Raw genomic sequence first — 14,050 nt, 5'->3', positions numbered from 1 at the left:
GGGGCGCGTCGTCGCGTCCGGACCGGGGCGCGCGGGCGGCGCGCGTCGGGGACGCGCGCGCGAGGGGCGTACCGTGGACTGCCCCGTTTCCTCTCCCGGGGAGATCGGATGGCCGCGTGCCCGCATCGCCCGCCCCACGGCCGTCGTCCACCCGCACGCTCGACCTCGAGGCGGCGATGCGCGCGAGCGTCGGCCTCCTCGTGCCGCTCCTGGTGCTCCTCGCGATCGGCCGGCTCGATCTCGCGCTCTACGCGTCCTTCGGCGCCTTCACCGGGTTGTACGGCCGGAACGAGCGGTACCGGTTGCGGCTCGCGAGCGTGGGCGCCGGGGCCGCGATGATGCTCGTCGCCATCGCCACGGGCGTCGTCCTGTCGCTCGCCGACGCGCCCCTCGCGCTCGAGGCGGCGGGCCTCGTCGTCGTGCTCGGCGGGGCGTCGCTCGTCTCGACGGCGATGAGCCTGGTGCCGCCGCATCCGCTGTTCCCCGTCTTCGGGCTGGTGGTGTGCGCGGCCGTGCCGGTGGATCCGGCGCAGGCGCGCGACGCGCTCGTGACAGCCGTGGCCGCGATCGCGTTCTCCGCCGGCGTCTGCATGTCGGGTTGGCTGCTCCGCCGCTGGGCGCCCGAGGCGCACGCCCACCGCTTCCGCGCGCTGCCGCGGATACCCGTGCGCGACGCCGCCGTGCACCGCGACCCCGCCGCGTGGACCGCGGTGGCCGCCAACGTCGTCGGCGCGCTGGTGGCGGGCGGGATCGCCGTGGCGCTCGGGCTCGGCCACCACTACTGGGCGGTCGTGACCCTGGTGGCCGTACTGCCTGTGGTGCGCGGGCCGCTGTCGTTCACGCGCGTGGCGCACCGGGTGCTCGGGACGCTGGCCGGCGCGGTGGTGGCCTCGGGCATCCTCGCGCTGCACCTGCCGGCGCCCGCCGTGATCGCGGTGGCCGTGGCCTGCCAGTTCGCGGCCGAGCTCGCGGTGGGGCGGCACTACGGGCTGGCGCTCGTCTTCATCACCCCGCTCGCGCTCGTGATGGGCGGCCTCGGCCGGACGCTGCCCGTGCTGCCGCTCGTGACGGACCGGGTGGTCGACACGCTCGTGGGCGCGGCCGTCGGGGTGGCCGTGATCCTGGTCCTGCGGGCGCTCGCCGCCGGGCGTCAGCGGCGCGCAGCCGGCACCGCGTAGCGGCGGAGGAGGCAGACGATCCCGCCGGTCAGCGCGAGCGCGGCGACCGCGCCGGCGAGGACGGCGCGGCGGACGAGGGCCTCGTATTCCGGCGACGTCGGCGTGCCGAGGTCCGGCTGCGGGAGCCGGTCGACGAGGACCGCGCTCTCGAAGAGGGCGGCGAGCGCCGTCGGAGCCGCCGCCGCGAGGATGACGAAGCAGAGCACGGCGCCGGTGAGCAGCAGGCGGTCACGGGGTCGTGACGGGCGTGCGGCCGGGGCGGACATGGTGCGGCGGCCTAGGGGAGGACCGTGGTGCTCCACCCGTACAGGTGGCCGTTCGCGCCGAAGACGTTCCAGCCGCCGGCGCAGGTGACGGTGGCCGGGTCGATCTTCGGCGGCCACCAGGTGTCCTCGATGGTCGACATCTGCAGGTCGGTGCAGCCGCCGGGTGCGGGCGCGGCCTGCCCGGTCTGCACGGAGACGATGCTGCCGGCCTTCGCCTCGGACTTGGTGCGGATGAGGGTGCCGTCGGCCGGGATCCACGTCGGCAGCGCCGTGCCGATGGCGGTCTGGGCGTCCGCCGTGGTCGCGTAGATCTCGGTCGTGGGCGCCGTGAACTGCGCGCTGGCCCCGCATCCGGACAGGAGCGCCGCGCTCGCGACGGCGGCCAGGACGGTGAGGGTCGGTCGATGCATCCCCCTAGTGTGCCTGGTCAGCGCCGACGGCGGATGCGGATGGGCCCACGGGCGGTGGAGGGATCGACGACCGAGCCCTTCTGGGTGATCTCGACCTCGCCCGCGTCCACGAGCCGCCGGGCGGCGCGGCGGGCGGGTTCCATCAGGTCGCGCCAGTCGTCGGGCGACTCGGCCCGGGCCGCCTCGGAGGGGCAGATGGTGGCGCCGCCGGCGCGGTGCGCGAGGAGGTCGAGGATCCGCCGCTCGAGCGCGGCGTCGACGTCGGACACCCCGCGGCGCCGGCACGCGTCGCTGCAGAAGCGCACCTGGTCCCAGTCGCGCTCCCACTTCCTGCGCCACTCGATGGTGCGACCGCACGAGGCGCAGGTCTTGGGCTCGGGGACCGCGTCCCTGGTCGTCGATGCCCGGTGCGCCATCCCCCCAGCATGCTCCGTGCGGCCGGGCATCGGCCGAGCGCGGCGCCTCGCGTTCGAAAACCCGTCGCGAACGGGGGATCTCCCGGTCGCGGATGCGATACTCCTCACGACGGGGCGGGTTCCCGGTGCGGGCGATCAGCGGTCCGAGCGACCGCCGCCCCCGCGGCCCGCATCGCACAAGGAGCACCCCCTGCATCTCCTCTCCGTCTTCAGCCTCCGCAACCGGGCGCTGATCGCGCTCGTCACGATCGTCATCGGGGTCTTCGGCGGCATCGCGCTGACGACGCTCAAGCAGGAGCTCATCCCGTCGGTGTCGTTCCCGCAGCTCGCGGTGGTCACGGCGTACCCGGGCGCATCGCCCGCGGTCGTGGACACCGACGTGTCGACGCCCATCGAGCGCGCGATCCAGGCGGTGCCGGGCCTCGAGTCCTCCACCGCGACCTCGCGCACCGACTCCTCGGTCATCTCGGCGTCGTTCACGTACGGCACCGACCTGGCGACGGCCGAGCAGAAGATCGACCAGGCCATCAACCGGATCCGCACCACGCTGCCCGACGGGATCGACCCCGTGGTCATCGCGGGCAGCATCGACGACCTGCCGGTCATCCAGATCGCGGTGACGAGCGACCTCAGCCCGCAGGACCTCACGGCCGCGCTCGAGCGCTCGACCCTGTCGGACATCCGCAAGCTCGACGGCGTGCGCGACGCGAGCCTCCTCGGCACGGTCGGGCAGCGCGTGGTCATCACGCCGGATCCCGCGAAGGTGCAGGCCGAGGGCCTCTCGAACCAGGCCATCCGCGACGCGCTCGACGCCAACGGGAAGCTCCTGCCCGCGGGCTCGGTGACGGAGGACGGCACCACGCTGTCCGTGCAGTCGGGCACGCGCCTCGGATCCGCCCAGGACCTCGCCGCGCTGCCGCTGCTGGGTGCGACGGGCGGCCGCGCGCTCACGATCGGCGACATCGCCACGGTGGAGCTCGGCCAGGATCCGACCACCGGCATCTCGCGCGTCGACGGCCAGCCGTCGCTCACCATCGCCGTCACGAAGACGCCGGCGGGCAACACGGTCGACGTGTCGCACCTCGTCACGGAGCTCCTGCCGCAGCTGTCACAGGACCTGGGGAACGGCACGGAGTTCACGGTCGTGTTCGACCAGGCGCCCTTCATCGAGCAGTCGATCTCGAGCCTCACCACGGAGGGCCTGCTCGGCCTCGTGTTCGCCGTGCTCGTGATCCTCGTGTTCCTGCTGTCGATCCGGTCGACCATCGTCACCGCGATCTCCATCCCGGCGTCGGTGCTCATCACCTTCCTCGGCATGCTCGCCTCGGGCTACACGCTCAACATCATCACGCTCGGCGCGCTCACGATCGCGGTCGGGCGCGTGGTGGACGACTCGATCGTGGTGATCGAGAACATCAAGCGGCACCTCTCCTTCACGCCCGACCGGCTCGAGGCGATCCGCGCCGCCGTGAAGGAGGTCGCGGGCGCGGTCACGGCGTCGACCGCCACGACCGTCGCGGTGTTCCTGCCGATCGCGCTCGTGGGCGACATCACGGGCGAGCTGTTCCGGCCCTTCGCACTCACGGTGACGATCGCGCTCGCCGCGTCGCTGTTCGTCGCGCTGACCATCGTGCCGGTGCTCGCGTACTGGTTCCTGCGGCCGGAGGGGGAGTCGCGCCGGGCGCGCCGCAAGGCGGCCGCCGCCGCATCCGCATCGACCTCCGCCGTGGAGGGCGCCGCCCGCACGGGAGCCCACGCCGCGATCGCCGGACCCGTCGACGACCGCGAGCTCGCCGACCGGCCGGCCCGCGGATCCCACGCCGCGCACGACGAGGGCGAGGGGATGGGCGCGCCCACGCGCCTCCAGCGCGGCTACCTGCCGATCCTCGCCTGGACGCTCAAGCACTCCGCGGTCACGCTGGTGCTCGCGATCCTCGTGCTCGGCGGCACGGTCGCGCTCATCCCGAGCATGAAGACCAACTTCCTCGGCGACAGCGGGCAGAACACGCTGACCGTCTCGCAGGAGCTGCCGAGCGACACGAGCCTCGAGGCGCAGGACACCGCCGCCACGAAGGTGGAGCAGGCGCTCATCGGCGTCGAGGGCGTCGACACCGTGCAGACCTCGATCGGCTCGGACAGCACGTCGCTGACGGCGGCGTTCAGCGGCGGCGGCGGGATCACGTTCGCGCTCACGACCGACTCGGACGCCGACCAGGACGCCATCCGCGAGCGCGTGCGCTCCGCGGTCGACGGCCTCACCGACGTGGGCGACGTGTCGCTCGCGGCGGCCTCCGGCGGGTTCTCGTCGAGCGACATCGCGGTGCAGATCACCGCGAACGACGCGGACGACCTCAAGGCGTCCGCCGACGCGATCCTCGCGGCCGTGAAGGACCTGCCCTCCATCGAGCAGGCCACGAGCAACCTCTCGGAGACGCAGCCGTTCATCGCCGTGAACGTGGACCGGGCCAAGGCCGCGGCGGCCGGGCTCAGCGAGCAGGCCGTGGGCGGCATCGTCACCGCGAGCCGGCTGCCGGCCTCGGTCGGGCAGGTCGTGATCGACGAGAAGACGCTGTCCATCTACATCCAGGACCCGGACGCCGCGCAGAGCCTGCAGGGGCTGCGCGACTTCCGGATCCCCACCGCGCGCGGCCTCGTGCCGCTCAGCGACCTCGCGACCGTCGAGGTCACCGACGGGCCCGCGACCGTGACGACCACGGGCGGCTTCCGCAGCGCCACCGTGAGCGCGACGCCGGGCAGCGACGACGTGGGCTTCGCCTCGTCCGAGGTGTCGCGGGCCGTCGCCGACGTGCAGCTGCCGGCCGGCGCGCAGGCGTCGCTCGGCGGCGTCGCGTCGCAGCAGTCGAACGCGTTCGGGCAGCTCGGGCTCGCGGTGCTGGCGGCGATCCTGATCGTCTACATCATCATGGTGGCGACGTTCCGGAGCCTCATCCAGCCGCTCGTGCTGCTCGTCTCGGTGCCGTTCGCGGCGACCGGCGCGGTGCTGCTGCAGGTGGTGACGGGGATCCCGCTGGGCGTCGCGTCGATCATCGGCCTGCTGATGCTCGTCGGCATCGTGGTGACGAACGCGATCGTGCTCATCGACCTCGTGAACCAGTACCGGACGCGCGGGCTCGAGCTCCGGGAGGCGATCCTGCAGGGCGCGTCGCGGAGGCTGCGGCCCATCCTCATGACGGCGCTCGCGACGATCTTCGCGCTGCTGCCGCTCGCGATCGGCCTCACCGGGCACGGCGGGTTCATCTCGCAGCCGCTCGCGATCGTCGTGATCGGCGGCCTGCTGTCGTCGACCGTGCTGACGCTCGTCGTGCTTCCGTCGCTGTACTCGCTCGTGGAGCGGGCGGGGCTCAGGATCCGGGCACGGGGCGAGCGCAGGCGCGGCGAGCGCGGGCTGCCGGTCGGTGGATCCGCGGCGACGACCGAGGGCGGCACGGCGAGCTGATCCGGCTCCCGACCCCGCCCGGGGGCGCCGCACGGCGCGCCCGGGCGGGGCGCTGCCCTGGTGCCAGCGGCCGGCGTCCGGTAGTGTTCTCCAGTCGGCTCTTGACACCGCTACCGGACCATCCATCCGGGCGGATGGATTTGTCAGTCAGGTGGGCCGGTTTCCCCCTCTCGTTCCGCAGAGGGGTACGTCACGCGATGACACGGCCCCCGGTCGACGACTGCCCGGGTTGAGAGCAGCTCTGCGCACCCTGATCCTGTAGCGCGCTGCTTCGCACATGCGCATTGTCATGCATCCGAGCAGAACGAGGAATCCCTCATGCCCTACAACAACGACTCCCCGCGCGGCGCCAAGCGCGCCCCGGCGGGATCCCGCAGCCCGAACCACCGCGGCTACAACTCCGATCCCGCGCCCAAGAAGCAGCGCTGGAACGCCGACGAGCGCGCCCAGCGCTCCGGCCAGGACGACCGCCCCCAGCGCGGCGGCGCCGCCCGTCCCGCACGCGGCGCCGACCGCCCCAACTGGGAGCCCCGCGCCGAGCGCCCCGCCGGTCGCGGCGAGCGTCCCGCGTACGGCGACCGCCCCAACCGCGCCGGCCAGCGCCCCGAGCGCGGCGACGCCCGCCCGCAGCGCGGCGAGCGTCCCTCGTACGGCGGCGGCGCCGACCGCGGCCAGCGCAGTGAGCGTCCCTCGTACGGCGCCGAGCGCGGACAGCGCTCCGAGCGTCCGTCGTACGGCAACGAGCGTCCCGCCCGCGGCGGCGAGCGCTCCGAGCGTCCCGCGTACAACGACCGCGCGCCGCGCAACGACCGCCCGTCCTACGGGAACGACCGGCCGCAGCGGTCGGAGCGTCCGTCGTACAACGACCGGAACGCCCGCACGGAGCGTCCCGCGTACAACGACCGGAGCGCTCGCACGGAGCGCCCCGCGTACAACGACCGTCCGGCTCGTTCCGAGCGTCCCGCGTACGACGACCGCGCCGAGCGTCCCTCCTACGGCGACCGCGCCCAGCGCAGCGAGCGTCCGTCGTACAACGACCGTCCGGCCCGCACCGAGCGTCCGTCCTACAACGACTCCCGTCCGGCCCGCACGGAGCGTCCCGCGTACAACGACCGGAACGCTCGCACGGAGCGTCCCGCGTACAACGACCGGAACGCTCGCACGGAGCGTCCCGCGTACAACGACCGGAACGCTCGCACGGAGCGTCCCGCGTACAACGACCGTGCGGCCCGCACCGAGCGTCCGTCGTACAACGACTCCCGCCCGGCTCGCACGGAGCGTCCGTCCTACGGCGACCGCCCCGAGCGATCCGAGCGCCCGTCGTACGGCGACCGCCCGCAGCGCTCCGAGCGTCCCTCCTACGGCGACCGGCCCCAGCGCAGCGAGCGCCCGTCCTACGACGACGCGCGCCCCAAGCGCGACAGCGACTTCTACCCGAGCAAGGAGGGCGCCCCGCGCCACGCGCCGTCCGAGGACGTCGTGCTCGAGCGCCTCGAGGCGCAGGCCACCACGGCCAAGGACGTCGACGGCGTGACCTTCGCCGCGCTCGGCCTCGGCCAGAACATCGTCCGCGTGCTCGAGGAGCTGGGCGCGTCCAGCCCGTTCCCGATCCAGGCCGCCACGATCCCCGACGTGCTCGCGGGTCGCGACGTGCTCGGCCGCGGCCGCACCGGATCCGGCAAGACCATCGCGTTCGGCGCGCCCCTCGTGGAGCGCCTGCTCGAGAACGACGGCGCGAAGAACCGCAAGATGGGCCGCAAGCCCCGCGCGCTGATCCTCGCCCCGACGCGCGAGCTCGCCATGCAGATCGACCGCACGGTGCAGCCCATCGCCCGCTCGGTGGGCCTGTTCACCACCACGATCTTCGGTGGCGTGCCGCAGTTCAAGCAGGTCGGTGCGCTGCAGCGCGGCGTCGACATCCTCATCGCGACCCCCGGCCGCCTCGAGGACCTCATCGACCAGGGCCGCCTCGACCTCTCCGAGATCGTCGTCACCGTCCTCGACGAGGCCGACCACATGTGCGACCTCGGCTTCCTCGAGCCCGTGCAGCGGATCCTCCGCCAGGTGAAGAAGGACGGCCAGCGCCTGCTCTTCTCCGCCACGCTCGACAAGGGCGTCGCGACGCTCGTCAATGAGTTCCTGCCGTCGCCCAGCGTCCACGAGGTCGCGGGCGAGGACCAGGCGTCGTCGACCATCGACCACCGCGTGCTCCTCATCGAGCAGCGCGACAAGGCCGCGATCATCGAGCAGCTCTCGAGCGGCGAGGGCAAGACGCTGATCTTCGCCCGCACCCGCGCGTTCGCCGAGCAGCTCGCCGATCAGCTCGAGGACGCCGGCATCCCGGCCACGTCGCTGCACGGCGACCTCAACCAGGCCCGCCGCACGCGCAACCTGCAGCTCCTCACGAGCGGCAAGGTCCGCGTGCTCGTGGCGACCGACGTCGCCGCCCGCGGCATCCACGTGGACGACATCGGGCTGGTCATCCAGGCCGACGCGCCGGACGAGTACAAGAGCTACCTCCACCGCGCCGGCCGCACGGGCCGCGCGGGCAAGCAGGGCACCGTCGTGACGCTGATCACGAAGGCCCGCCGCCGTCGCATGGACGACCTCCTGGGTCGCGCCGAGATCAAGGCGACGACGGTCATGGCCGCCGCCGGGGACCGCGTCATCGCCGACCTCGCGCGCGTCTAGCGACCACGCACGACCCGACGGCCGTCCCACCCCTCAGCGGGTGGGGCGGCCGTCGTCGTGCGCGGGGCGGCACGGCGGTCTGGCATCCTCGGTGCCGTGCCCGACCGGATCCGACTGCTGACGCCCGACGACGCCCCCGCCCTGTCCGAGCTGCGCCTGCGGAGCCGCGCGCACCTCGCGCCGTGGGAGCCGATCCGGCCCGCTGAGCACGACACGCCCGCCGGCCAGCGCGCCGACGTCGAGGCGGCGCTCGCGCAGCACGCGCTCGGGTTGGGCGTGCCGCTCGCGATCCTCGACGACGACGGATCCGTCGCCGGTCGCATCAGCCTGACGGGCATCGTCCGCGGCGCCTGGGAGTCGTGCGCGATGGGGTACTGGCTCGCGGCGGATCGCACCGGCCGCGGGCTCGCGACCTCCGCCGTCGCGGCTGCGGTCACCCTCGCCTTCGACGATCTCAACCTCCACCGCGTGCAGGCCGAGACGCTGGTGCGCAATGCCGCATCGCAGCGGGTGCTGGCGCGCACGGGCTTCACGCGGTACGGCCTCGCGCCGCGCTACCTCCGCATCGCGGGGGAGTGGCAGGACCACGTGATGTTCCAGCGGCTGGCGGACGACGCGCCCGCCTGAGCCGGGATCAGTGCGACCCGCCGTACGCCGCCGGCACGAGATCAGGAGACGGCGTGCCGACCACGGGATGCTGTCGGCCACGAGGCGACGGATTGCCTGAACTCGATCGCCTCCGCGGCATCGGAGAATTCGAGCAGATTGCCCACCTTGCTGAGCAGCACCTCACGCACCTCGCTCGGCGTCGCGAAGAAGAACTCCTTGCGTGAGTTCGCCTGATTGAGGGCGCGGGCGGCGAAGTGCCGGTGCAGCTCGTTCTCCAACGTGACGGCATCCTCGGAGAAGAAGAGGGTGTGCACGTCGAAGCGGAAAGGCACGGATGCGCCGCTGAGCTCGCTGATGCGCTCGGCGGGCTTCAGGCGGCGCGTCAGTCCGATCTTCACCACGCCCGGTCCGAATGCGCCCTCGTTGGAGATGACGTAGACGTAACCCGCGCGGATGTTCGCCGCTCGGAAGTCGTTGTCCGCGATGGCGCCCTCGACGGCCGCGAGGCGAGCGAGCAGGTCCGCATCCGTCTGTCCCTGGGACGTGAGGACACTGAGCGCGGTGAGCAGATGCGCGCGCTCCTTGTCGAGCCGCGCGCGCTCCTCGTCGAGCTCCTTCTGCACGCGCTGCTCTTCCCTCAGGCGAGCCCGCTCTTCACGCGCCTCCTCGCGCTCCACCTGCTTCTTCATGAGCCAGTCGGCGGTCAGCTCGATCTCCTCCACCCGGAGGGAATGGAACGCGTCGCTGATGCGCATCTCCATCAGCTTCCCGAGCTTCGCGATCGCGACACGCGATGCTTCGAGCCGGCGCGTCGCCGTCAGCGCGTTTCCTGCACGCAGGGTCCTGAGCGCGTTGTCGGCTTCCGCGTTGTAGGCACGGAGCATGAGACGGGCCAGGTCGGTCGTCATGCGCCGTCCCTGCGCCAGCGAGTTGTTGAACGTGAACATCTCGGACTTCTCTATCGCCCGATCGTCGCGCACCACATCCGCGATCCGCGACTCGACGTCCGTCAGCCTGTCCTTGTACGCAGCCGCGGTTTCGAGCGGGTGATGGAAGCGGTAGATGCCGACGGCTTGCAGGACACGTGCATCATCGAGGTCGATGAGGTCCTCGGATTCTCCGCCCGCGAGCCTCTCGCGCAACCGCGCGTTCTCCGCTTCCAGCGCCTGCAGGCGTGTGTCGCGGTCGTCGTCGGGATTCGCAGAGGACGCCTCCGTGGACGCAGGCGGCGACGGGGTGCCCTCGTCGGTCCCGGCCGGCGCTTGATGAGCATCCGGATCGGCATCGAGCCAGAGGACCCACCCTCGAGGAGCAGGCGGCCAGGAGGGGTCCGGCGTCCATCCGGCAGGAGGCGTCCAGGTCGCAGGCGGGCGCGGCCAGCCGGGAGGTGGGTTGAACGTCATTCCTCCCGACGTCATGCCCGTCGCACGCCGTCCGCCTCGACGCCGATCAAGGCCAGGGGGTTCTTCGAGACGACCGCATTCAGATAGTCGAGCGTGGCGCTGGGAACCACCGCCGAGAGGTCGAGTTCCGCGAATCGCTCTCGTGTCGTCGCGACAGCGACGAAGCGGACGTAGATGTCTCGTCCCGTGGCGGGGTTGATGGTCTCGGTGCCCAGCTCCAGCGATACGCCACGGATGAGCCCGCGGCGGTCGGCCTCGAAGACCTCGTGCAGGCTGCGCAACGCGACATCATGGACGGCCTTGGCGTAACGGTCCCTCGTGTCCTTCTGCGTGGACGGTGAGGGAGAGATCTCGTCGGACGCCTTGACGTACCGGTATCCCTTGATGGCCGGGACCAGGTCAGGGCCCGGAATGGTCACGCGGAGATTGAGCTCGGCCGTCGCGGGATCGAAGTCCGCACCGTGCGACACCTCGAACCACTCCGGATAGACGGAGTTCGCGAGCACGATGCCGACATATTCCTCGACGGCATCGACCGTCCCGTACGCGAGGCCGGAGATGAGCGCGTCCAACTCGGCGTTCTGTGCGGCTGCGTCGGCTTCGTTCTCGGCGATGAGGAGGGCGTGAGCGTTCTCGACGTCAGCCAGCTGGCGCTGTCGAGCCTCCTCTGCCGCAGCGTGCAGCGCGTGTTGCTCGGCGCGGAGGCGAGGAAGCGCCTCCGTCGCGGCCTGCCAGGCGTAGTAATCGGTGGCGTACTGCGCATCCACCGCGGCTTGCGCCTCCTCGATCTTGCGCTTCTTCCCGAAGAGGCCGGTCGGCGGCTCCGGTTCATGCTGGACGGGAAGAGGCGGGTCGGGGATGGGCGTGGGGTACGGGATGGGATCGCGCAGTTCGGGGCGTGGGAAGGGCGGACGCTCCGCGACGACGCGCAACTCCTCGAGGTCGACGTGGTCATCCCGATCCAGGGTCGCGGTGAGCAACCCGTCCAGCTCTGCGTATCGGGCGGCGAGGTCGTCGTTCATGTGCTCGGCGCGCACCTGCATGAATTCGACATGGGCAGCAGAGGCTTCCTTCTCGAGGCGCTTGCGATCGGCTTCGGACGCACGAGCGGCGGCGGCCTGCGCTCGTGCAGACGCCTTGCGTGCGCGTTCCAGGGATCGCACGTGAGCTTCGTGTTGACGCATGGCCGCGCGTTGCCGTTGCTCCGCGAGGCGCGCCTGATGCTGCATTTCCGCAAAGAATCCGCGCCGACGCGCCATGCCAACCTCTATCTGCTCCCGTGAATTCTACGGGCGAGGAACTGCCGATTCTGTGTCACCCGGGGTCCCAGAACGAGGGACGTATCCACCCGCCAGTGCCATCGTGTCCGCATGTCCCGAGTCGGGCGCCGGCCCCCGGATACCCTCGACCGCATGCAGATCCGCCCCGCCACGGATGCCGACTGGCCCCTGATCCACCCCTTCTACCGGGCGATCGTCGACGCCGGCCGCACCTACGCGCTCCCCGCCGGGCAGTCGCGGGAGGAGGCGCGGCCGAACTGGATGGCGGAGGCGCCGGGCCGCACGTTCGTGGCGGTCGACGACGACGGCGCGATCCTCGGATCCGCCAAGGCCGGCCCGAACCGGCCCGGCCGCGGGGCGCACGTCGCCACGGGGTCCTTCCTCGTGGATCCGGCGCACGCGGGCCGCGGGATCGGCCGCGCGCTCGGCGAGCACGTGATCGCGTGGGCGCGCGCCGAGGGCTACCTGGCCATCCAGTTCAACGCGGTCGTGGAGACGAACCGCGCCGCCGTGCACCTGTGGGAGTCGCTCGGCTTCCGCATCGTCGGCACGGTCCCGCAGGCGTTCGACCACGCGGAGCACGGGCTCGTCGGCCTGCACGTGATGCACCTGCCGCTCCACGGTGTCGTGCGCTGAGAGTCGTGCGCTGAGAGTCGTGCGCTGAGAGTCGTGCGCTGAGAGTCGTGCGCTGAGGGCCGGGCCGCAGGCCGGCCCGGCTACAGTCGCACCGTGACCGACGACCGCCGCGATGACCTCCCCGCGAGCGGTGGCGGCGACGGCATCGTCGGCGACCTCGACGCCCGCCACGGCGGCTCCCGCCCCGTGCTGCGCGAACTCCCGGCGCACGCTCCGGCTCACCGTCGCTTCCGGTTCCATGTCGCAGTGACCATGGCGTCCACGGCCGCCTACGCCGCCTTCGTGGTCGTGATCGCCCTCGTGACGCCGCTGACGCAGGCCGTCCCCGTCGGCATCCTCGTCCCCCTGTTGCTCGTCGCACTGCTCGTCGTGCTCGCCGGCGTCGATGAGGCCTTCCGCGGACCTGGCGGTGCCATCTCCCGCGGCCTCGGCCAGCTGGTGCCCGCGCTGTGCGGCTCGTTCCTCGGTGGCCTCGCCTCCTCCGCGATCCCCGTGCCCGGGCTCCTGGTCGTCGTGGGCCTCGCGCTCGGCGCCGGCTTCGGGGTCGGGATGACGCGCGGCCGATGACCCGGGTCGCGGGCGGCGGCGGGATGACGACCGTAGGCGCGCGGACCCATGTGCCTATGTCAGAACATGCGCTACGTTGGACGGACCGCAGCACCCGACCACCGCCCTCCACCGCCGGAGAGGAAGCAGCGCCGCCATGAGCACTGCCGATAACGCAGCCACTGCCGAGAACACGGCCCCCGCCCCGACCCCGATCCACGACGTGATCACCATCGGCCGCGTCGGCGTCGACCTCTACCCGCTCCAGGACGGCATGGGCCTGGAGGACGTCGCGACATTCGGCAAGTACCTCGGCGGGAGTGCCGCGAACGTGGCCGTCGCGGCGGCCCGGCACGGCAGATCCGCCGCCCTCGTCTCCCGCGTGGGCGACGACCCGTTCGGCCGCTACGTCACCCGCGAGCTCGAGCGGCTCGGCGTCTCCGCCGCCTTCGTGCCCCCGGTCGACGACCTGCCCACGCCCGTCACCTTCTGCGAGATCTTCCCGCCCGACGACTTCCCCCTCTACTTCTACCGCCGGCCGAAGGCCCCCGACCTCTGCATCGAGGCGGAGACCCTCGACCTGGCGGCGATCCGGGACGCGCGCGTCTACTGGTCCACCGTCACCGGGCTCAGCGAGGAGCCGAGCCGATCCGCGCACCACGCCGCGTGGGCCGCCCGCGCGCGCCGGCCGCTCACCGTGCTCGACCTCGACTACCGGCCGATGTTCTGGTCGTCGCCCGCGGACGCGACCCGCGAGGTCGGCCGCGCGCTCGAGCACGTGACGGTCGCCGTGGGCAACCGCGAGGAGTGCGAGATCGCGGTGGGGGAGACGGATCCGCTGCGGGCCGCCGACGCGCTGCTCGACCGCGGCGTCGAGCTCGCCATCGTGAAGCAGGGCCCGAAGGGCGTGCTCGCGAAGACCCGCGAGGAGACGGTGGAGGTGCCGCCGTACCCGGTCGAGGTCGTCAACGGGCTCGGCGCGGGCGACGGCTTCGGCGGCGCGCTCGTGCACGGGCTGCTCGCCGGGTGGGACCTGGAGCGGATCCTGCGCTTCGCCAACGTCGCGGGCGCGATCGTGGCGTCCCGCCGCGAGTGCTCCACCGCCATGCCCACGACGGCCGAGGTCGAGGCCGTGCTGGAGGGGATCCGATGACCGCC

General features: G+C 72.5%; 12 protein-coding genes. 7 read left to right on the top strand and 5 right to left on the bottom strand.

Features of this window, described 5'->3' with window-relative positions:
• Positions 1–116 precede the first annotated feature (116 nt).
• Positions 117–1,178 carry an FUSC family protein gene (locus PED38_RS04440; protein ID WP_270979982.1) on the top strand — a complete coding sequence of 354 codons (1,062 nt, stop codon included), beginning with the start codon at positions 117–119 and terminating at the stop codon, positions 1,176–1,178.
• On the opposite strand, the gene PED38_RS04435 is transcribed toward PED38_RS04440, so the two are convergent.
• From PED38_RS04435 to PED38_RS04425, 3 genes are read right to left on the bottom strand one after another with little or no spacing between them, the layout of a single operon-like run.
• Positions 1,151–1,444, bottom strand: coding sequence for a hypothetical protein (locus tag PED38_RS04435; protein ID WP_063070195.1), 294 nt, complete (start codon positions 1,442–1,444; stop codon positions 1,151–1,153). The genes PED38_RS04440 and PED38_RS04435 overlap by 28 nt on opposite strands.
• Before the next feature lie 11 nt (positions 1,445–1,455).
• Complete coding sequence (locus PED38_RS04430) at positions 1,456–1,854, bottom strand: hypothetical protein (RefSeq protein WP_270979980.1); 399 nt, start codon at positions 1,852–1,854, stop codon at positions 1,456–1,458.
• A 17-nt stretch (positions 1,855–1,871) separates the two neighbouring features.
• The gene (locus PED38_RS04425) at positions 1,872–2,270 is read right to left on the bottom strand and encodes a DUF2256 and DUF3253 domain-containing protein (RefSeq protein WP_063070197.1); all 399 of its coding nucleotides are present in this window, start codon (positions 2,268–2,270) and stop codon (positions 1,872–1,874) included.
• Between the two features lie 190 nt (positions 2,271–2,460).
• On the opposite strand from PED38_RS04425, the gene PED38_RS04420 reads away from it, so the two are divergent.
• The 3 genes from PED38_RS04420 (at position 2,461) to PED38_RS04410 (ending at position 9,045) form a co-directional block, all read left to right on the top strand.
• Entirely contained in the window at positions 2,461–5,727 is a 3,267-nt protein-coding gene (locus tag PED38_RS04420; RefSeq protein ID WP_270980306.1) for an efflux RND transporter permease subunit, read from the top strand.
• A 318-nt stretch (positions 5,728–6,045) separates the two neighbouring features.
• Entirely contained in the window at positions 6,046–8,418 is a 2,373-nt protein-coding gene (locus PED38_RS04415) for a DEAD/DEAH box helicase (RefSeq protein WP_270979979.1), read from the top strand.
• 96 nt (positions 8,419–8,514) lie between these two features.
• On the top strand, positions 8,515–9,045 hold the full coding sequence (locus tag PED38_RS04410) for a GNAT family N-acetyltransferase (protein ID WP_270979978.1): 531 nt from the start codon (positions 8,515–8,517) through the stop codon (positions 9,043–9,045).
• 41 nt (positions 9,046–9,086) lie between these two features.
• On the opposite strand, the gene PED38_RS04405 is transcribed toward PED38_RS04410, so the two are convergent.
• The gene (locus PED38_RS04405; protein ID WP_270979977.1) at positions 9,087–10,430 is read right to left on the bottom strand and encodes a DUF4041 domain-containing protein; all 1,344 of its coding nucleotides are present in this window, start codon (positions 10,428–10,430) and stop codon (positions 9,087–9,089) included.
• Between the two features lie 11 nt (positions 10,431–10,441).
• Positions 10,442–11,593, bottom strand: a complete 1,152-nt coding sequence (locus tag PED38_RS04400) for a hypothetical protein (protein WP_254654411.1) — start codon at positions 11,591–11,593, stop codon at positions 10,442–10,444.
• Positions 11,594–11,842: 249 nt separating this feature from the next.
• Between PED38_RS04400 and PED38_RS04395 the strand changes: the two genes are divergently transcribed.
• From PED38_RS04395 to iolC, 3 genes are all read left to right on the top strand, one after another.
• The gene (locus PED38_RS04395) at positions 11,843–12,346 is read left to right on the top strand and encodes a GNAT family N-acetyltransferase (RefSeq protein ID WP_063070201.1); all 504 of its coding nucleotides are present in this window, start codon (positions 11,843–11,845) and stop codon (positions 12,344–12,346) included.
• A gap of 93 nt (positions 12,347–12,439) precedes the next feature.
• Positions 12,440–12,913 carry a hypothetical protein gene (locus tag PED38_RS04390; RefSeq protein WP_063070202.1) on the top strand — a complete coding sequence of 158 codons (474 nt, stop codon included), beginning with the start codon at positions 12,440–12,442 and terminating at the stop codon, positions 12,911–12,913.
• Between the two features lie 136 nt (positions 12,914–13,049).
• Positions 13,050–14,045, top strand: coding sequence for a 5-dehydro-2-deoxygluconokinase (gene iolC / locus PED38_RS04385; protein WP_270979976.1), 996 nt, complete (start codon positions 13,050–13,052; stop codon positions 14,043–14,045).
• Positions 14,046–14,050: the final 5 nt, after the last annotated feature.

This window comes from Clavibacter sp. CT19, assembly GCF_027858075.1.
Lineage (GTDB): Bacteria > Actinomycetota > Actinomycetes > Actinomycetales > Microbacteriaceae > Clavibacter > Clavibacter tessellarius_A.
Note: the sequence above shows the minus strand (reverse complement) of the source record. Positions and strands in the feature narration are given on the sequence as shown.